Consider the following 19164-nt stretch of genomic DNA (forward strand, 5'->3'; position numbering starts at 1 on the left):
CCAGACTGCAGACGACAAAAAACCCGGCGCGGTGGCCGGGTTCTTCTTCATGCGTGCTGCACTTGAGCCGGGCAGGGCCCGGCGGCAAACTTAGGCAACCGACTTCTTGGCGACGCGGGTAGCTTGCTCGGACGCTTGCGTGGCAGCCTTCGTCGCAGCCGTAGCGGCAGCGTTGAAGTTGCTTTCGGCGATCTCGACAGCTTGCTTCGTTGCCTTGTGAACCGTTTCGTACGTCGTGTTGGCGGCGGTGATAGCCGACTTCATCACGGCGACAGCGGTTTCCGAACCGGCCGGTGCGTTCTTCGCGACGTTGTCGACGAGCGTTTGCACCTTGCGGTTCTGCTCTTCGTACTGCGCTTCCGCGACGCGGGCGAATTCGGCTTGCGTGGCCGACGCGATTTCATACAGGTGACGGCCATACGACAGCACCTTTTCCGCGACCGGCTGCGTCAGGCTCGCTTGCAGCGCGAGCAGTTCTTGCGCGTCCTTCACCGACAACGCGCGTTGTGCGTTTTCCTGGCTTTCGGCCAGCGTAGACTTCACGACTTGCAGGTTCAGTTCGACCAGCTTCTCGACGCCTTCGAACGCCTTGTTCGTCAGACCGAACAGCGTGTCGAAGTTAGCTTTTTGTGCAGCGGCGATTTGCTCGGGGGTCAACAGCGTCATCTCAGGCTCCTGATGGCCGACCCATCAAACGCGGGTCGTGGTTTGGTAGTTCCGGCGCGATGAACCTTCAGCCGGCTAGGTGCAACTGCAATTGGTGCGTCGCAACATGAGACCCATTTTAGAGATATTCCGATGGATGTCAAGCATTTTTTGTGCGCCGCACAATTGGTCGAAAACGTAAGTTAAACAACGACTTACTTGATCTACGAAAGCGTAAAGCGAGCAACGGTGAAAACCCTATGCCCCCGACGGCTCACGGTATTTCAAACTTGGTGAAAGCCGATCAAAGCACGTCGCCATGAACCTTTGATGTTCCCGCCGGGTGCGAAGCCGCGTTTCATCGCCATGCAGAACGAGAAGTTTCTGAAGGTTGTCTTATTTTTAAGATGTCGCCGTACACCAATTTGCTGAAGAAACGTTAACATTTCGTCTGTCCGATCTGTCGCAAGTCGTCAGCGGCATCCGACCCGTCCCTTCCGTCGATGCGAGGTTCTGCGTTTTGTCCGATCAGATTCACACGTTCGACTAAAGTCGTGGCAAGTTTTGCCGATAGTGCGTGTGGCGTCGTGTAGGAAAGCGCGCTGTGGGCAGTTCGGTTCCGCCGGGACGATCGTTTTTTTCCGATCGAGGCGCGCTGTTGATCGGCAATATGCAACTCGTGGCTTACAACTCAGTTTAACGAGTGCCGATAAGTGCTTAATATTGCTTAAATTTCGTAGCTTCACTACACTTGGCGGTACCCTCCAGCCGCCCAACAGAACACTAATGAAAACCGAAATGTTTTCGTCGTTGAAGGTGGTGCATGGCGTGGCAGTGCGTTCGGCATTGTCCATCGCCGTCTCCATCGCAGTAGCGACGTCCTTCGCAGCGGCTCCGGCTGAAGCCCTCGCAAAGACCGCCACAGCAACCAAAACCGTAAAGAAATCCGCCGCCAAAGCTGAAAAGCCCGCGCGCGTGGCGAAAACCACGCTCAAGGCGCCGAAGCCCGCGAAGGCCGCCAAGGTCGCCGCCACGGATGACGACGACGATGCGCCCCGCGCATCGCGCAAGCGTCGCGTGTCGTATCGCATGGATGCGCATGCGCGTCGCGCCTCGGTGCACGCGGTCGCATTCCAGCCGCGGGCGACGTCGGTCGGCCAGGCGTTCGGTCTGCATGACACGCCCGACAGCCTCGCGCTGCGCTCGAGCGTCGCCTATGTCGTCGACCAGAACACGTCCGAGACGCTCTTCGACAAAAACTCGCGCGCCGTCGTGCCCATCGCGTCGATCACGAAACTCATGACGGCGATGGTCGTGCTCGATTCGCACATGCCGCTCACCGACGAGATCAGCGTCACCGACGAAGACCGCGACTACGAGAAGTTCACGGGTTCGCGCCTTGCCGTTGGTTCGGTGCTGAATCGCGAAGACATGCTGCATATCGCGCTGATGGCGTCCGAGAATCGCGCGGCGGCCGCACTGTCGCGCTATTACCCGGGCGGCCGTCCGGCGTTCATCGCCGCGATGAATGCGAAGGCGAAGTCGCTCGGCATGACCGATACGCACTTCGAGAACTCGACGGGCCTGACGAGCCAGAACGTGTCGAGCGCGCGCGACCTCGTGAAGATGGTGAACGCGGCGTATCAATATCCGCTGATCCGCAAGTTCTCGACCGACCGCAGCTACGATGTCTTCACCGGCAAGCGCAACCTCGCCTACAACAGCACGAATGCGCTGATCCGCAACGCGTCGTGGGATATCGGCTTGCAGAAGACGGGCTTCATCAACGAAGCGGGCGAATGTCTCGTGATGCAGGCCACCGTGAACGGCCGTCCGGTCGTAATCGTGCTGCTCGACTCCTATGGCAAGTACTCGCGTTTCGCCGATGCGGGCCGCCTGCGCTCGTTTCTCGATACGCTCGGCGAGCCGCACATCATGAGCGCCGATATGGGCAGCGGCGCGAACCCTTGAGCGATCGCGTTTCGCGGCTTCAAAAAAGCAAACGGGATTCGTCGAAAGACGAATCCCGTTTTTTCATGCGGCGTGGATCGCGGATTAGCGGTGCGCGTGTTGCACTTCGGCCGCCTGTTCCGGGTGATACCCCAGCGATTGCGAGATTTCGAGCGCCGTGTGGCTCAGTTGCTTGAGCCACGCGTCCTGCAGACGATCGGCCGGCGCGGAGAGCGATAGGCCGGCCACGAGCCGTCCGGTGTCGTCGTAGATGCCGGCTGCTATACAGCGCACGCCGAGTTCGAGCTCCTCGTTGTCGCGCGCGCAGGCCTGCTGACGCACCAGAGACAGTTCACGCTCGAGCTTCGAAAGATCCGTGATGCTGTTCTGCGTATGACCGGAAAGACCGGTGCGCATTGCGTAGGCGCGCACGCGTGCGGCTTCGTCGTCGGCGAGGAATAGTTTCCCCACCGATGTCAGATGCAAAGGCGCACGGCCACCGATCGCCCGCACCACCTGCATGCCCGAGCGCTCCGAATACGCGCGCTCGATATACACGATCTCGTCGCCTTGCCGCACGGACAGATTGACGGTTTGGCCGGTTTGCCGATGCAGTTCGCGCATCGGCGGCATCGCGGCCTCGCGCACCGAAAGACGCGCCTTCACGAGGTTGCCGAGTTCGAGCAGCCGCATGCCGAGGCGGTACGTGCCGGGATCGGAACGATCGACGAGACGGCACAGCACCATGTCATTGAGAATGCGGTGCGCCGTCGACGGATGCAGCTCAGTGCTCTGGGAAAGCTCTTTGAGGCTGACGGGATCGGTGTGGTCGGCGAGGGCGTCGAGAAGACGCATCATGCGCTCGATCACCTGGATGGAAGTCTTGGAGTCCGGGTTCGTATCGCTCATCGTGAAAAATCGGTTGATGCGTCAAACAGCGGAACTGTGATTGTATCTCATAATGTGAAAAAAACGAGCGGCGGTCAAAAAGATGACTCCCTTCGAAGACGCTTGCGGACCGGCGCGCGCCGCCTGGCGGGACTTTCGCGGATAATCGGCGGTGCGTTCATATCACTTCTACAAAACAGGAAACGCCCCTAATGCGAGTCGGACTTTTCGTCACGTGTCTCATCGACATGATGCGCCCTGAAATCGGCTTTTCGGTCATCAAGCTGATCGAGCGGGCGGGTTTCGAAGTGGCGGTGCCGCCGTCGCAAACATGCTGCGGCCAGCCCGCCTACAACTCGGGCGATCGTCCGCTCGCGCGCGATCTCGCCGAAAAAACGCTGCGCGAGTTCGAGCAGTTCGACTATGTGGTCGTGCCGTCGGGTTCTTGCGGCGGCATGATTCGCGCGCATTACGGCGATCTCTTTCGCGACGATCCGCAACTGATGAGCCGCTTCGGGCGCCTGCAGCCACGCGTGTTCGAGCTGACCGACTTTCTTGTGAATGTCGCGAAGGCGCGCATGGAACCCGGCGCATTCGACGGCATGGTGACCTATCACGATTCCTGCTCGGGTCTGCGCGAACTCGGCGTGAAGTCGCAGCCGCGCGAACTGCTCGCGCGGGCGGGCGTCCCGGTGACGGAGATGCCGGGCTGCGAGCATTGCTGCGGCTTCGGCGGAACGTTCGCGGTGAAATACGGCGACATTTCCACGGCGATCGTCGACGAGAAGTGCGCAAACATCAAGGCGAGCGGGGCGGACACCGTCGTGCTCGGCGATCTCGGCTGCATGTTGAACATCGAAGGGCGTCTGCGCCGCACCGGCGATACGTCGACTCGCGTGCTGCACATCGCGCAAGTGCTTGCCGGCGACGCGCAAGGCCGCGCGTGAGCGCATCCTGAAAGAGAGACCGCACATGCAAGTCCAGACGATGCATTTCAAGGCACGCGCGACAGCCAAGCTTGCCGACGAGCGCCTGCAGCAGAACCTCACGAAACTCTCGACCAAGTTCGTCAGCGCGCGTGCGAGCGCGGTGCGTGACATCGACTTCGAGGCGACCCGCGCGGCGCTCAAGGAGCGGCGCAATCGGGCGCTCGACAATCTCGATGTATGGCTCGAAACCTTCGAGCGCGAAGCGACTCGGCGCGGCGCGACGGTGCTGTACGCCGAATCGACGCAAGACGCGGCCAGGCTCGTCGCGGATATCGCCCGCAAGCACGACGTGAAGAAGGTCATCAAGACCAAGTCGATGGTCTCGGAAGAGATGCAGCTGAATCGCGTGCTTGGCGAGATGGGTGTGCAGTCCATCGAGACCGATCTCGGCGAATACATCCTGCAGATCAACGATAACGAGCCGCCGAGCCACATCATTGCGCCGGTCGTCCATAAGGATAAGGAGCAGATCGCCGATCTCTTCGCGAAGACGCACAACAAGCCGCGCCTGACCGATATTCCCGACATGACGCGCGAGGCGCGCGAAGTGTTGCGCCCGCATTTCATGTCGGCGGATATGGGCGTGACGGGCGGCAACTTTCTGATTGCGGAGACGGGGTCGGTCGCGGTCGTGACGAACGAGGGCAACGAAGGCATGTGCACGGTGATGCCGCGCGTGCATGTCGCGGTGACGGGCATCGAAAAGATCCTGCCGACGCTCGAGGATCTCGCGACCGCCATGCGGCTCCTGCCGCGTTCGGCGACCGGGCAGACGATCTCGAACTATTTCTCGCTGTTGACCGGGCCGCGCGCGGCGGACGAATCGGACGGGCCGGAGCACATGTATTTCGTGCTTGTCGATGGCGGGCGCACGGGGCTTATCGGCGGGGAGTTTCAGGAGATGCTGCGCTGTATCCGTTGCGGCGCGTGCATGAACCATTGCCCGGTCTATCAGAAGATCGGCGGACATGCGTATGGCTGGGTCTATCCGGGACCGATGGGCTCGGTGCTAACGCCGGCGTATGTCGGCATCGACAAGGCGCTCGATCTGCCGCAAGCCGCGACGCTCTGCGGCGAGTGCAACAGCGTGTGTCCGGTGGGCATTCCGCTATCGGATCTCTTGCGCAAGTTGCGCGAGAAACAGATGGAGCGCCGGCTGCGTCCGTGGAACGAGCGCGCCGCGCTCGCGGCGTGGGGCTATCTCGCGAAGCGGCCGGCGGCGTATGCGCTTTTCACGAAACTCGCCGTGCGTGTGCTCGAACGCATGGGCGGCGACAGGAAAGCGATTTCGCGCTTGCCGCTCGGCAAGGGATGGACCGGCACGCGCGACATGCCCGCGCCGGTCGGGCGTACGTTCCGGGAGTTGTACAAAGCGCAGCATTCGCATCTCGGATAGAACAAGGCCACGGCAATGTGCCGCGGCCTGTATTTCCGATGCAAGCGTTCGCCGCGTTATCCGCCGTAGCGTCCGAGAAAGCCGCGTGAATTGCCGCCTTCGCGGCTGCCGCCATTCGCGGATGGTGCGGGGGCGCGATTCGGCCCCGGAGGTTGACCCCCCACCGCCTTGGGCATCGCCTGCGGCGGGGCAGCGGCCGGAGGACGACCGCCGCCTGCCTGTGGCGGCGGGCCGTTCGGATGTCCACCGCCCGCTTGCGGCGGCGGGCCGCCCGGTCCGCGATCGCGCGGTTGCCGATCGCCATGCCAGCCACCCGGCGGCGGCCGGCGCCAGCCCGGACCGTCATCCCAGTAGCGGCTGCGGCCGGGACCGTAATAGGCCGGACCGGAGTAATATCCGCCGCCCACGACGACGCCCGGCTGAACCACCGGCGGACCGCCGTAGTACCCATAGCCCGGATCGTCGTAGACACCGGGATAGCCACCGCCATAGGACTGTCCATCGGGATAAACCGCGCAGCCGCCGAGAAACGCAGCGGACGACGCAAGCAGAAGACCAGCAACAGCGGATTTCATGATCTTGATTGAACCTGTCGAACCATTACTGTATGAGACAGCATCGGCAGGCGGATGTCCCCAAGAACTTTGTAAGCCTTTATGACGGCGAAGTGTCATAAAAGCTCACCGCCCGCGCGAAATACTTGTTGTCGTGCGCGCAACGATCCTTTGCTTTTCAACGGCTTTTTAATATCGGGACGATTCCGTACCATTCGAAGTGTCCGCCAGTGGGTCTTTGTCACTTGTTACCCACTGCGACATTTCGACCAAAGGTAGTCCCATGAAAAAGACAATATCGACTTACTGGCCCGTCGCCATCGTGCTTCCGATCGCGCTGGCTTTTTGCATGCACGCCGGCGAAGGCGGCAGCGCGGCCATGCGCCACGAAGCAACCAGCGTAGCGGGCGTGAGCGCCGAACTCGCTCGCGCGATTTCACTCGGCTTCGTCGAGGACGACGACGCGACACCCGCTGCGACATCCGTGCAAAAGACGCTCTGAGTCGGCGGTTTCCGACGCGCACAAAAAATGGCGCCCCGCGAAGGGCGCCATTTTCATTTGAAGCTTCCGGGCCGGCTTACTTCAGCACAGCCGCGACGGCGTTCGCGACGGCATCGAGGTTGCGCGTGTTCAGCGCCGCCACGCAGATACGGCCGGTGCTCACGGCGTAAATGCCGAATTCTTCGCGCAGACGATCGACTTGCGCCGCCGTCAGACCCGAGTACGAGAACATGCCGCGCTGCTTGTTGACGAACGAGAAGTCGCGATCGACGCCGCTCGCCTTCAGGCGCTCGACGAGACCGTTGCGCATCGCGCGGATGCGATCGCGCATTTCGCCCAGTTCCTGCTCCCAGGTCGCGCGCAGTTCCGGCGATGCCAGCACGGCCGCGACGATCGAGCCGCCGTGCGTCGGCGGGTTTGAATAGTTGGTGCGGATCACGCGCTTGAGTTGCGACAGCACGCGGGTCGATTCTTCCTTGCCCGTCGTGATGATCGACAACGCGCCGACGCGCTCGCCGTAAAGCGAAAACGACTTCGAGAACGACGACGAAACGAACACGTTCAGATCGGCGGCCGCGAAGAGACGCACGGCGGCAGAGTCAGCGTCGATGTTTTCCGCGAAGCCCTGATAGGCCATGTCGAGGAACGGCACGAGATTCTTCGCCCTCACGACTTCGACGATCTGCCTCCACTGATCGTCCGTGAGATCGACGCCCGTCGGGTTATGGCAGCACGCGTGCAGCACGACGACGGTGCCCGGCGCGTAGCCGTTGAGCGCGGCCAGCATGCCGTCGAAATTCACGCCGTGCGTGGCGGCTTCGTAATACGGGTAATTGACGACCTCGAACCCGGCGCCTTCGAAGAGCGCGCGATGGTTCTCCCAGCTCGGATCGCTAATTGCGACGATCGCATTCGGATTCACGCGCTTCAGAAAATCCGCGCCGATCTTGAGCGCACCCGTGCCGCCGAGCGCCTGCGCCGTCACGACGCGGCCTGCGGCGACGAGCGGCGAATTGTCGCCGAGCAGCAATTTCTGCACGGCGGCGTCGTAGGCGGCGATGCCGTCGATCGGCAGATATCCGCGCGGCAGCGCGGCGTCGACGCGCGCTTTCTCGGCTTCGCGCACGGCGCGCAAGAGCGGAATCTTGCCTTCCTCGTTCGTGTACACGCCCACGCCCAGATTGACTTTGGTCGTGCGCATATCGGCGTTGAAGGCTTCGTTGAGGCCCAGAATCGGGTCGCGGGGAGCGAGTTCGACGGCAGAGAATAGAGACATGATCTATCGGCAGTGAGGGAAGGACGTGCGGCAGGATGCAAACGGGCGATGCAGGCGCGCTTCGAACATCATGCTAAGGCGTGGCGCGCAGCCCAGTCGCACATTGTAGCGAATCCGGCGTGGCTTTTCGGACGAATATGGTGCGAATGCGCGTGCTTTTCGGCCCTTTTTTGCATCGAAAAGCATAAAAGGGACGAAAAAAAGGGTGCGAATGCGCGCGCTTGAGATTATCGGCCAATGCCCAATCTGTTGACGATCAGCCTCCCGAATCCCGTCACGTCATGGCGAGCGCGCGAATTGCGTACGACGCTAGAATGCTTGTTTGCGCAGGCGTTGACTCTCTCGATCTCTCATGTCCGACACTCTCATCGAATCACCCGAAGAACTGGACGAATCGAAGTTCGTCACGTTCGACGGTTCGCCGTTCCAGCTCTATCAGCCGTATCCGCCGGCGGGCGATCAGCCGACCGCTATTTCGACGCTCGTCGAAGGCGTCGAGGACGGCCTGTCGTTCCAGACGCTGCTGGGCGTGACCGGCTCGGGCAAGACCTTCACGATGGCGAACGTGATCGCGCGTCTCGGCCGCCCGGCGATAGTTTTCGCGCCCAACAAGACGCTCGCGGCGCAGCTCTACGCGGAATTCCGCGAGTTCTTTCCGCGCAATGCGGTCGAGTACTTCGTTTCGTACTACGACTACTACCAGCCGGAAGCGTACGTGCCGCAGCGCGATCTGTTCATCGAGAAGGATTCGTCGATCAACGAGCACATCGAGCAGATGCGGCTTTCAGCCACGAAGAGTCTGCTCGAGCGGCGCGATGTGGTGATCGTTGCGACCGTGTCGGCGATTTACGGTATCGGTAATCCGTCCGAGTACCACAAGATGATTCTCACGCTGCGCACCGGCGACAAGCTCGGCCAGCGCGACGTCATCGCGCGGCTGATCGCAATGCAGTACACGCGCAACGAAGCCGACTTTCAGCGCGGCTCGTTCCGCGTGCGCGGCGACACCATCGACATCTTTCCGGCGGAACACGCGGAAATGGCGGTGCGCGTGGAGCTTTTCGACGATGAAGTCGAATCGATGATGCTCTTCGATCCGCTCACCGGCCGCGTGCGCAACAAGATTCCGCGCTTCACGGTCTATCCGTCGTCGCATTACGTGACGCCGCGCGACACCGTGATGCGCGCGATCGAAACCATCAAGCTCGAACTGCGCGAGCGGCTCGAGTTTTTCCATGGCGACGGCAAGCTCGTCGAAGCGCAGCGCCTCGAGCAGCGCACGCGCTTCGATCTGGAAATGCTCCAGGAGCTCGGCTTCTGCAAGGGCATCGAGAATTATTCGCGGCACTTTTCGGGCGCGGCGCCGGGCGAGCCGCCGCCGACGCTCGTCGATTATCTGCCGCCCGATGCGCTGATGCTGCTCGACGAGTCGCACGTGCTGATCGGCCAGTTGAACGGCATGTACAACGGCGACCGCGCGCGCAAGGAAAATCTCGTCGATTACGGTTTTCGCATGCCGTCCGCGCTCGACAATCGTCCGCTCAAGTTCAACGAGTTCGAGCGCAAGATGCGTCAGGCGATCTTCGTCTCCGCAACGCCCGCCGACTACGAAAAGCAGAAGGCGGGGCAGGTGGCCGAGCAACTCGTGCGGCCGACCGGTCTGGTCGATCCGGAAATCGAAGTGCGTCCGGCGCGCTCGCAGGTGGACGACGTGCTCTCCGAGATCAATGCGCGCGTCGCCGTGCATGAGCGCGTGCTCGTCACCGTGCTCACGAAGCGCATGGCCGAGCAGCTGACCGAGTTTCTCGCCGATCACGGCGTGAAGGTGCGCTATCTGCACAGCGACATCGACACGGTCGAGCGCGTGGAAATCATCCGCGACCTGCGGCTCGGCACGTTCGATGTGCTCGTCGGCATCAACTTGCTGCGCGAAGGTCTCGACATCCCCGAAGTGTCGCTCGTTGCGATTCTCGACGCCGACAAGGAAGGCTTCCTGCGCGCCGAGCGCTCGCTGATCCAGACGATCGGCCGGGCGGCGCGCAACGTGAACGGCAAGGCGATTCTTTATGCCGACAACATGACCGACTCGATGACGCGCGCCATCGGCGAAACCGAGCGGCGCCGCGCGAAGCAGATCGCGCACAACGAAAAGATGGGCATCACGCCGCGTGGCGTCGAGAAGCGCATCAAGGACATCATCGATGGCGTCTACAACGCCGACGACGCCCGCGCCGAACTCAAGGAAGCGCAGGCGCGCGCGAAGTTCGAGGACATGTCCGAGAAGCAGATCGCGAAGGAAATCAAGCGCCTCGAAAAGCAGATGATGGATCACGCCAAGAATCTCGAATTCGAAAAGGCCGCGCAGACCCGCGACCAATTGGCGCTCCTGCGACAGCGCGTGTTCGGCGCGAATGTCGGCGATCACGTGAGTGGTATCGGCGGGAAATAAGCTTAGTTTCGAACTGTAGATCGAATAGGCGCGGCGAAAGGAACCCTTCGCCGCGCTTTTTTTATCTGCCGAGATTGCCTCACACCCGCGAAAAGCCTTACTGCGCCTAGGTCTGTAAGTTTGCTCAAATTGTTCCGGGTGTCGAACGATGCTAAACTGACGAACATTGAGAATGGTTCGTATTAACGTTCACAGAGTTGTGCTAGTGCGCCTCTGCGAACCGGCGGATCGGCGCTTTTCTTCCGAGCGTCTCATGTGCTGGTCCGGTATTCCGGTGGCAAGGCTCGCGTGGCACGCGCGCCAATCGATAACAACAAGGAGTTTCTGATGGGTTCAACGTTGATGCGCGGCCTCGTCGCCGCCGCAGGTCTCACGGCGATGATGGCAGCATCGGCCGCCGAATATCCGATCGGCAAGCAGCACATCGAGGGCGGCATGGAAACGGGCGCCGTGTATCTGCAACCGATCACGATGGCGCCCGAAGGCATGATGCGCAAGGCGTCGGATTCGGATATCCACCTCGAGGCGGACATCCACGCGGTCAAGAACAACCCGACCGGTTTCGCCGAAGGCGACTGGATGCCGTATCTGAACGTGACGTATGAACTCACGAAGGTCGGCTCGACGCAAACCCTCAAGGGCGATCTGATGCCGATGGTCGCGAGCGACGGCCCGCATTACGGCGACAACGTGAAGCTCTTCGGCCCGGGCAAGTATCACCTGAAGCTGCACATCTCGCCGCCGTCGCAGGAAGGTCATATGGCGTTCGGCCGCCACACCGACAAGGAAACGGGCGTCGGCCCGTGGTTCAAGCCGTTCACGATCGAATACGACTTCCCGTTCGCGGGCATCGGCAAGAAGGGCGGTTACTGATCGTCCGAGCGCCCGGCATCCCGGACCGGGCGCGTTCATCCTCAGGAAGTACGCATGAAACTGAAAATTCAGGTGGCCGCGCTCGCGATGTCCGTGTTCGCCTCCGGGACCGCATTCGCCGTCGACCTGCCGACATTCAAGCTCGAAATGAACGACGGCAAGCTCAACCCGGCGCGCATCGAGGTGCCGGCGGGGCAGCGCATCAAGATCGAAGTGCATAACGTCGGCAAGGGGGCCGCCGAGTTTGAAAGCGTGCAGTTGCGCAAGGAGAAAGTGCTTGCGCCGGGCGCGGATTCGTTCGTCGTGATCGCGCCGCTGGACCCGGGCGAGTACAAGTTTTTCGACGACTTTCATCAGACCGCGCAGGGCGTGATCGTCGCAAAGTAACGGTCGTGGCGGCGCGCAACGTCATGTCGCGCGCCGCCGATCGAAGTGGAATTGCTGGAGGTTTGGAATGGGGCAGGTACTTTTCATCGTGTGGCGGGAGAGCGTCGAGGCGTTGCTCGTCGTCGGCATTCTCTACGCGTGGCTGAAGAACGGCGACCATCAGGCGCGCCGCGGCCTGCCTTATCTGTGGGCCGGTGTCGTCATCGGTCTGCTCGCGGCCGTGGCGCTGGGCGCCGCGCTCATCGGCTTCACGGAAGTGCTGTCGGGCAATGCGCAGGATTACTTCCAGACCGCGATGGTGCTGGTCGCGTGCGTGCTGATCGTGCAGATGGTCCTGTGGATGAAGCGCCACGGCCGCACGCTCAAGCGCGACATGGAGTCGTCGCTGCAAAAGAGCACGCAGGACGGGCACTGGTGGGGCATCGCGCTGCTCGTCGCGCTCGCGATCGCGCGTGAGGGCAGCGAAACCGCCGTGTTCCTTTACGGTGTCGGCTTCGGGCAGTCGGGGCACGTCGACGTGTCGCAGTATGTCGCGATCGTCATCGGTTTCGGCCTCGCGCTGCTGACGTTCTATGTGCTGCAGCTTGGCGGCAAGATCTTCTCGTGGCGCTCGTTCTTCCGCGTCACCGAAATCATGCTGCTGTTCCTCGCGGCGGGCCTGTTCGAGACGGGCGTCGACAAGCTGATCGACATGGAAGTGCTGCCGGTCATCGTCAATCAGGTGTGGAACACGTCGTGGCTGCTCGACGATTCGAGCACCTTCGGTTCACTCGTTGCTACACTCACCGGCTATCGCGCGCATCCGGCGGGCATGAACCTCGTCGCGTATGCGGTGTACTGGATCGTCATCTATCTCCTGATGCGCCATTCGAATAACCAGATGGCGCAGAAACAAAAGGCGGCAAGCCGTCCAGCATGAGTTCCGTAATGCCTAGACCGGGCCGGCTGCAACAAGCCGGTCACTGGATGCAGCGTCACGGCAGCACGATCCGCATGATTCAGTGGATCGTCGTTGCCGTGTATGCATTTCTGATCGTCGTTCCCGCCGTGATGCCGCTGCCCGATGGCTCCGCGCATCTGTGGAGCAATCTCACGCTCGCCGCGCAGTTCGTGTTCTGGGGCATCTGGTGGCCGTTCGTGCTGCTTTCGATGGTCATGCTCGGCCGCGTCTGGTGCGGCGTGCTGTGTCCCGAGGGCGCGCTGTCCGAGTTCGCGAGCAAATTCGGCCGCGGCTGGGCGATTCCGCGCTGGATGCGCTGGGGCGGCTGGCCGTTCGTCGCGTTCGGATTGACGACGATCTACGGCCAGATGGTAAGCGTCTATCAGTATCCGAAAGCGGTGCTGCTCGTGCTCGGCGGCTCGACCGTGGGCGCGATGATCATCGGCGTGCTGTATGGCCGCGAGAAGCGCGTGTGGTGCAAGTATCTGTGCCCGGTGAACGGCGTGTTCTCGCTGCTCGCGCGGCTCGCGCCGTTTCATTACAAGGTCAGCGAAGACGCGTGGCGCCGCTCGTACAAGGAAGGCGAGCACGGTCACCGCGTCATTCCGATCAACTGCGCGCCGCTCGTCCCGCTGCGCAACATGAAGGGCGCAGCCGACTGCCACATGTGCGGACGATGCAGCGGCCATCGCGATGCCATCGCGCTCACGTGGCGCTCGCCGTCGGAAGAAGTCGTGAAACTCGGCGACAAGGCCGCGAATCCGTGGGACACCGCGCTCATTCTGTACGGCCTGCTCGGCATCGCGATCGGCGCGTTTCACTGGACCGTGAGCACGTGGTTCGTCGACCTGAAGCAATATCTCGCCGCGTGGCTGATCGATCACGACATTCTCTGGCCTCTCGATACCAACGCGCCGTGGTTCCTGTTCACGCATTACCCGGAGCAGAACGATGTCTTCTCGTGGCTCGACGGGACGATGGTGATCGGCTATATAGTCGCGACGGGAATCGTGTACGGCACGGCGTTGCTTGCGCTCCTCGCGATGAGCACGCGCATGCTCGGCAAGATGAACGCGACGCGCCTGCATCATCTGACGCTCGCGCTGATCCCGATTGCAGGCGTCGGCGTGTTCCTCGGCCTGTCCGCGACGACCGTGTCGCTCTTGCGTGCCGAGCATCTGCCGTTGTGGTGGGTGCCTGGCCTGCGGCTCGGTCTGCTCGGTGCCGCGAATCTGTGGAGCGCGTGGCTCGCGTGGCGCGTGACGAGCCGCTATGCGTCGGCGCTTGGTTCCCGCGTGCTCGCGATGGTATGGTTTGTCTCGGCGCTGGCCGTCGCGGACAGCGCGTGGTACCTGATGTTCTGGGGCTTCACCCGATAAACCGTACACGCCGTCACGCGCGGCAACGAGAGCGAGAAGTGAGAACCAAACCCGTACTGACCGACGAAGACGTCAAGATCATGGCTGCCGCCGCCGAGGCGCATGCAAGGGAACACAACTGGAACGTGACGATTGCGATCGTCGACGATGGCGGGCATCTGCTGCATCTGCATCGCCTGGACGGGGCGGGCGCGGGCACCGCCGAAATGGCAACGGGCAAGGCGCGCACCGCCGTGCTCGGCCGCCGCGAGACCAAGGTCTACGAAGACACCATCAAGCAGGGCCGCACGGCATTTCTCAGCGCGCCCATGACCGCGATGCTCGAAGGAGGCGTGCCCATTTTCGTGGACGCGGATATCGTCGGGGCCGTGGGCGTGTCGGGCGTGAAGTCGGATCAGGATGCGCAGATCGCGAAAGCGGGCATCGCGGCGCTGGGCATCGAGAACGTCTGACGCTTTCGCGCAATAAAAATGGCACGTCTTCGTAACGAAGGCGTGCCATTTTTATCGGATGCGGCGCTCGTCGGCGTGCATCGTGAGAACTCAGGCAGGAACCAAAAAAAGCGGCTTCGCTTGCTATCGACGACTGGCTGGTGTTTGCACGAAGGGGTCTAAATTCTCGCGTGCAAGTCGTCCTCGCTGGCTAAGGCCAAACACCTCTTGGCGAGGTGGTCCCCACAATACTCGGTACGTACTGCCGTTCTTGCGCTGTTTCGCGCGTTACTTCGTCAGGATCAGTTTGCCCAGCCGTGTCGCGCGCAACTGATAAGTCTCCCCGTTATGCAAGATGCTCACGTGGCTGCGTCCCTGCAGCAGCGCGTCGCTCTTGAGCGACCGTTCGACGTTGCCTTCCGCTGCGTGCGCGACGTGAACCGTGGTCACGGTGGTCGCCTTCGGGCGGGTGATGGCGGCGTCGCGGACAGCCGGGCGGCGCAGCCTGAGCGTGGAGGATCGCAGCGTGTCGGTCATGTCGGAAGGGTGCGTTCGTTGATTCGATGGGACTATAGTAAATGATAACTATTCCTATTTGCAACTAGACTTTCCGATTGAAGCCCAACTTTTGATAGCCAGTCTCGATGCGGTGGCAAAACATTCGTCACCGCATCGGTGAAACGCTCAATGCAGCGGGCTTTCGTCCTTGCGGCCGTGCACGAACTGGCGAATCAGCCGCACGGTATCGATATCCGACTCGCGATACGCCGACTTCACGATCTCCTGCGTCTGGCGCTCGTCGGGTGTCGCGTTCGCGTTCTCGGGCAGCGTCGTGCTGTAGGTGAAGCGCAGGAATAGCTGAAGCGCGTCGGGCTGCTCGATCGCCATCGTAAGCGAGCCGCCGACGTACTCGGCGGTCGGCAGGATGTCATAGCGCACGCTCGAACCGGGCGTGAGCGTCACGCGATCGCGCACGGTGGCCTGGCCATAGTGCAGCTCGCGTTCCATCGTGTCGCCATCGCGCGAGAGGATGTCGCAGCTATCCAGCCCCAGCACGAACAATTGCGGCTGCTCCGCGCGCAGGACGAGACCTTCCCATAGCTGTTCGGGCGTGAGCGAATCGACGAGCGGGTTGAGCGGATCGTTGATCTGGATCAGGTGTTCGAAATTCAAGACGACGTTTCCTTGGACGTTCGTGGTGCCTGCGATGCATCACTGCGGCGTGAGCCCGGAGTGGATGTGAATCGCGCCGGACAGAACCTTGTGCATCGGGCACGCGTTGGCAATTTGCAAGAGCCGTTCCCGCTGTTCGTCGGACAACGCGCCTTCGAGCGCGATGCGGCGATCGATGTGCGTACCTTCGGCGGTGCTCTTCATCGACAATTCGACGCGCACGCCGTCCAGCGGCCATTCCTTGCGCTTCGCGTACATCTTGAGCGTAATGGACGTGCAGGCGCCAAGGCTCGATAACAGCAGCGACGCCGGTTCCGGTCCGGTGTCGCCGCCGCCGAGGCTGGCCGGCTCGTCGGCGATCCACGAATGCGTGCCATCTTCGAGACGGACTCGATAGTCGGTGTTGCCGATCTCGGCAGTCACGGAAGGTCCGGCCATGCGTTGCTCCTTATGTTGATGGGACCGCAGGAATGACGAAAAACGGCGCGGCAAGAACGGTCATTGTGACGCAATGTGTCCGTTCATGCCGCGCCGTTTCATCGGTTCCGCTTTGGTGCGCGGGCGCGGCGCTCAGTGCGTGATCGCGCCCATCCGGCCCGCCTGAAAGTCGACGACCGCCTGACGGATTTCGTCCTCCGTGTTCATCACGAACGGGCCGTAGCGCACGACCGGCTCCTTCAGCGGCACGCCGCCGATCAGCAGCAGCTCGACGGGCTCGCCGGCGGCGAGTGCGATCGTATCGCTGTCGTCGCGAAAGATAACCATCTGCTGCGCGCGTATCGGCTGGCTCTGCGGACCGTACGACGCGGTGCCCGACAGCGGATAGGCGAACACGCGATAATCGCGCGGCACGGCCAGCTCGATCTTCGCGCCGGGCTTCAGCGAAAAGTGCTGATACAGGATCGGCGTGCGCGTTTCGATCGCGGCTTTCACGCCGAGCGCCTCGCCCGCGATGACCTTCACGCTGACCTTTCCGTCCTCGCTCGTTGCAACAGGAATCTGCGTCGACGGAATCTCCTGATAATGCGGCGCGATCATCTTGTCGCGCTGCGGCAGGTTCACCCACAGCTGCAGGCCGTGCACGCGGCCGCCGCGGCGCGTGAAGTCCTCGGCCGGCATTTCGCTGTGCACGACGCCCGCGCCGGCGGTCATCCATTGGACATCGCCGGGGCGCAGCGTGCCCGAATGACCCGCCGAATCCTTGTGGCCGAACTCGCCTTCGAGCATGTACGTCACCGTTTCGAAGCCGCGATGCGGATGGTCGGGCGCGCCCTTCGCCTCGCCGGGCGCGTAGTCGGCGGGGCCCATCTCGTCGAGGAGAAGGAACGGGTCGAAATCCATCAGAAGTCGGGTCGGAAACGGACGATGCACGACGAACCCGCCGCCTTCGACAGTGCGGATCGCCGGAATGATGCGTTCGATGCTGCGGCTCGTGGACATGGATTGCCTCGCGTTGCGACTACGGAAGTAAGGGGAATAGCGATAAATCTGAAACACGGAGCTATTATATGGGCCGTGTTTGGCGATAAAAGACGCTAGCGCGCAATGGATTGTCGCGCTGGCGATAACGAACGGACTCGACGAGCGACCATGAAAGCCGACTCGCATGACCTGAACGATCTGATGTATTTCTCGCATGTCGTCGAGCACGGCGGATTTTCGGCGGCCGAGCGCGTGCTCGGCATTTCGAAGTCGCGTCTGTCGCGGCGTGTGTCGGAGCTCGAGGCGTCGCTCGGTGTGCGCCTCTTGCAGCGCTCGACGCGCAAGCTCGCGCTGACCGAAGCCGGCCAGCTTTTCTACCAGCATTGTCAGGCGATGCTCGCGGAAGCCCAGGCGGCTGTCAACGTCGTGCAAAGCCTGCGCGATTCGCCGCGCGGCTCGGTGCGCGTAAGCGTGCCAGTGACGATCGCGCAGACGTTTCTCTCCGCGGTGATGCCGGATTTCATGCATCGCTATCCGGAAGTGCGTATCGTGCTGCGCGTGACGAATCGTGTCGTCGATCTGTTCGAAGATGCCGTCGATGTCGCGCTGCGCGTGCGCTCGGAGCCGCCCGCGAGTTCGAACGTCGTCGCCCGGCCGCTGTGGCGCACGGAGCAGATGCTCGTCGCGGCGCCGTCGCTTTTGAGGTCGAATGCGCCGCCGATGACGCCTGCCGAACTCGCGCAATACGACACCATCGACACGCCTTCTGCCGATGGCCGTCACGTCTACCGGCTGATCGCGCCGGACGGCACGCGCCACGAATTCGAGCACGAACCGCGGCTCGTCACGGCGGACCTGTCGATGATCCGCGAAGCCGTGATGCGCGGCGTCGGCATCGCGGCGCTGCCCGAGATGATGTACGGCGCGCCGCTGCGCACCGGGCAGCTCTCGCCGGTGATGCCGGGCTGGACGTTTCCGTCGCCGCAACTCTATGCGGTCTTTTTGTCACGTCAGGGCATGGTCCCCGCCGTGCGCGCGTTCGTCGATTTTCTCGTGGAGTCGATCGGCAGCGGCCAGCGCTTTCCCGGAGAATGTCCTGTTCAGGAAACGCCGGAACGCGAAACGGTTTGACTGTATCGGCGTTCGTCATTGGTTTATGACATTGAAGCGCGCGTTTGCGATGGTCAGATTCAATGATGGCCGGAATTCGCGGCGGTATACTGAAGTTCCCTTCGCTAAGGAGCTCCTTATGCGAAAACTCACGGCTGCTCTGATAGTTAGCCTGATAGGGTTGATTGCGCTGTCCGTGTCGACCACGGCTGCCGCATGCGACGGGACTTCCGGTTCTGGCTATTCGAACCCAAAGTGACCGCCTCACCCGAATGCGCCGAGTGCGCACGAAAAAAGGCCTTCATCTGACGATGAAGGCCTTTTACTTTAAAGGCTAGCGCGAGCGCTTAATTGCCGCTTTATTTCCGCCTTACTTGCCGTTCTTCGGCTCCGTGACGAAACCGATCTTCGTCAGTCCGCCAGCCTGCGCCGCCGACATCAGATCCGCGACTTTCTCGTACGCCACCTGACGGTCCGCGCGCAGATGGATCTCCGGCTGCGGATTCTGCTGCGCTGCCTGCGCAATGCGCGCGTTGAGCGTCGCTTCGTCGATCGGCTGATCGTCCCACAGCGTCGTACCGTCGGCCTTGATCGCGATATTTACGTGCGCGGGCTTCTCGTCCTGCGGCTGGCTGCTAGCGTGCGGCAGATCGATCTTCACCGCGTGATGCATGGCCGGAATCGTGACCAGGAAAATGATCAGCAGCACCAGCATGACGTCGACGAGCGGGGTCATGTTGATCTCGCTCATCATGCCGTCGTCTTCGTCTCCGGCGAAAGGGCTCATGGCCATTGCGAGT

At 62.0% G+C, this 19164-nt stretch carries 20 protein-coding genes; 11 read left to right on the forward strand and 9 right to left on the reverse strand.

What is annotated here, in order from left to right:
- Nucleotides 1–90: 90 nt before the first annotated feature.
- Nucleotides 91–666 (reverse strand): phasin family protein, encoded by a 576-nt coding sequence (locus tag NCS28_RS05005; protein WP_250512749.1) that lies wholly within the window; start codon nt 664–666, stop codon nt 91–93.
- Between the two features lie 765 nt (nt 667–1431).
- On the opposite strand from NCS28_RS05005, the gene pbpG reads away from it, so the two are divergent.
- On the forward strand, nt 1432–2616 hold the full coding sequence (gene pbpG / locus NCS28_RS05010) for a D-alanyl-D-alanine endopeptidase (protein WP_250512750.1): 1185 nt from the start codon (nt 1432–1434) through the stop codon (nt 2614–2616).
- A gap of 84 nt (nt 2617–2700) precedes the next feature.
- Here the strand turns inward: pbpG and NCS28_RS05015 are convergent, their stop codons facing one another.
- Complete coding sequence (locus tag NCS28_RS05015) at nt 2701–3504, reverse strand: IclR family transcriptional regulator (protein WP_250512751.1); 804 nt, start codon at nt 3502–3504, stop codon at nt 2701–2703.
- A 191-nt stretch (nt 3505–3695) separates the two neighbouring features.
- On the opposite strand from NCS28_RS05015, the gene NCS28_RS05020 reads away from it, so the two are divergent.
- Nucleotides 3696–4430, forward strand: coding sequence for a (Fe-S)-binding protein (locus tag NCS28_RS05020; RefSeq protein WP_250512752.1), 735 nt, complete (start codon nt 3696–3698; stop codon nt 4428–4430).
- A 25-nt stretch (nt 4431–4455) separates the two neighbouring features.
- A complete protein-coding gene (locus NCS28_RS05025; protein WP_250512753.1) occupies nt 4456–5868 on the forward strand; it encodes a lactate utilization protein B in 1413 nt (470 codons plus the stop codon).
- Nucleotides 5869–5924: 56 nt separating this feature from the next.
- Here NCS28_RS05025 and NCS28_RS05030 read toward each other — a convergent pair whose 3' ends face one another.
- Nucleotides 5925–6443: a hypothetical protein gene (locus tag NCS28_RS05030; protein WP_250512754.1), complete on the reverse strand. Its 519-nt coding sequence runs from the start codon at nt 6441–6443 to the stop codon at nt 5925–5927.
- Nucleotides 6444–6705: 262 nt separating this feature from the next.
- Here NCS28_RS05030 and NCS28_RS05035 point away from each other — a divergent pair, with 262 nt between their 5' ends.
- Nucleotides 6706–6924 carry a hypothetical protein gene (locus NCS28_RS05035; protein WP_250512755.1) on the forward strand — a complete coding sequence of 73 codons (219 nt, stop codon included), beginning with the start codon at nt 6706–6708 and terminating at the stop codon, nt 6922–6924.
- A gap of 76 nt (nt 6925–7000) precedes the next feature.
- Here NCS28_RS05035 and NCS28_RS05040 read toward each other — a convergent pair whose 3' ends face one another.
- A complete protein-coding gene (locus NCS28_RS05040; RefSeq protein WP_250512756.1) occupies nt 7001–8200 on the reverse strand; it encodes an amino acid aminotransferase in 1200 nt (399 codons plus the stop codon).
- Between the two features lie 352 nt (nt 8201–8552).
- Between NCS28_RS05040 and uvrB the strand changes: the two genes are divergently transcribed.
- The 6 genes from uvrB (at nt 8553) to NCS28_RS05070 (ending at nt 14680) form a co-directional block, all read left to right on the forward strand.
- Nucleotides 8553–10649 carry an excinuclease ABC subunit UvrB gene (uvrB, locus tag NCS28_RS05045; RefSeq protein WP_250512757.1) on the forward strand — a complete coding sequence of 699 codons (2097 nt, stop codon included), beginning with the start codon at nt 8553–8555 and terminating at the stop codon, nt 10647–10649.
- A 327-nt stretch (nt 10650–10976) separates the two neighbouring features.
- Nucleotides 10977–11522: an iron transporter gene (locus NCS28_RS05050; protein WP_502801144.1), complete on the forward strand. Its 546-nt coding sequence runs from the start codon at nt 10977–10979 to the stop codon at nt 11520–11522.
- Nucleotides 11523–11576: 54 nt separating this feature from the next.
- Nucleotides 11577–11909: a cupredoxin domain-containing protein gene (locus NCS28_RS05055; protein ID WP_250512758.1), complete on the forward strand. Its 333-nt coding sequence runs from the start codon at nt 11577–11579 to the stop codon at nt 11907–11909.
- A 67-nt stretch (nt 11910–11976) separates the two neighbouring features.
- A complete protein-coding gene (locus NCS28_RS05060; RefSeq protein WP_250512759.1) occupies nt 11977–12828 on the forward strand; it encodes an FTR1 family iron permease in 852 nt (283 codons plus the stop codon).
- Nucleotides 12825–14228, forward strand: a complete 1404-nt coding sequence (locus NCS28_RS05065) for a 4Fe-4S binding protein (protein ID WP_250512760.1) — start codon at nt 12825–12827, stop codon at nt 14226–14228. The genes NCS28_RS05060 and NCS28_RS05065 overlap by 4 nt, the downstream gene beginning before the upstream one ends.
- A gap of 38 nt (nt 14229–14266) precedes the next feature.
- Entirely contained in the window at nt 14267–14680 is a 414-nt protein-coding gene (locus NCS28_RS05070) for a GlcG/HbpS family heme-binding protein (protein ID WP_250512761.1), read from the forward strand.
- 267 nt (nt 14681–14947) lie between these two features.
- On the opposite strand, the gene hemP is transcribed toward NCS28_RS05070, so the two are convergent.
- The 4 genes from hemP to NCS28_RS05090 all read right to left on the reverse strand — a co-directional run bounded on the left by hemP (nt 14948) and on the right by NCS28_RS05090 (nt 17272).
- Nucleotides 14948–15196, reverse strand: a complete 249-nt coding sequence (gene hemP / locus NCS28_RS05075; protein WP_250512762.1) for a hemin uptake protein HemP — start codon at nt 15194–15196, stop codon at nt 14948–14950.
- Nucleotides 15197–15343: 147 nt separating this feature from the next.
- The gene (locus tag NCS28_RS05080) at nt 15344–15832 is read right to left on the reverse strand and encodes an SRPBCC family protein (RefSeq protein ID WP_250512763.1); all 489 of its coding nucleotides are present in this window, start codon (nt 15830–15832) and stop codon (nt 15344–15346) included.
- A gap of 39 nt (nt 15833–15871) precedes the next feature.
- Nucleotides 15872–16270: an OsmC family protein gene (locus NCS28_RS05085; protein WP_250512764.1), complete on the reverse strand. Its 399-nt coding sequence runs from the start codon at nt 16268–16270 to the stop codon at nt 15872–15874.
- A 132-nt stretch (nt 16271–16402) separates the two neighbouring features.
- On the reverse strand, nt 16403–17272 hold the full coding sequence (locus NCS28_RS05090) for a pirin family protein (RefSeq protein ID WP_250512765.1): 870 nt from the start codon (nt 17270–17272) through the stop codon (nt 16403–16405).
- Nucleotides 17273–17422: 150 nt separating this feature from the next.
- Between NCS28_RS05090 and NCS28_RS05095 the strand changes: the two genes are divergently transcribed.
- Nucleotides 17423–18385: a LysR family transcriptional regulator gene (locus NCS28_RS05095; protein WP_250512766.1), complete on the forward strand. Its 963-nt coding sequence runs from the start codon at nt 17423–17425 to the stop codon at nt 18383–18385.
- Between the two features lie 349 nt (nt 18386–18734).
- Here the strand turns inward: NCS28_RS05095 and NCS28_RS05100 are convergent, their stop codons facing one another.
- On the reverse strand, nt 18735–19157 hold the full coding sequence (locus NCS28_RS05100; RefSeq protein WP_250512767.1) for an ExbD/TolR family protein: 423 nt from the start codon (nt 19155–19157) through the stop codon (nt 18735–18737).
- Between the last annotated feature and the right edge of the window lie 7 nt (nt 19158–19164).

The sequence above is a fragment of the Caballeronia sp. INDeC2 genome (assembly GCF_023631325.1).
Lineage (GTDB): Bacteria > Pseudomonadota > Gammaproteobacteria > Burkholderiales > Burkholderiaceae > Caballeronia.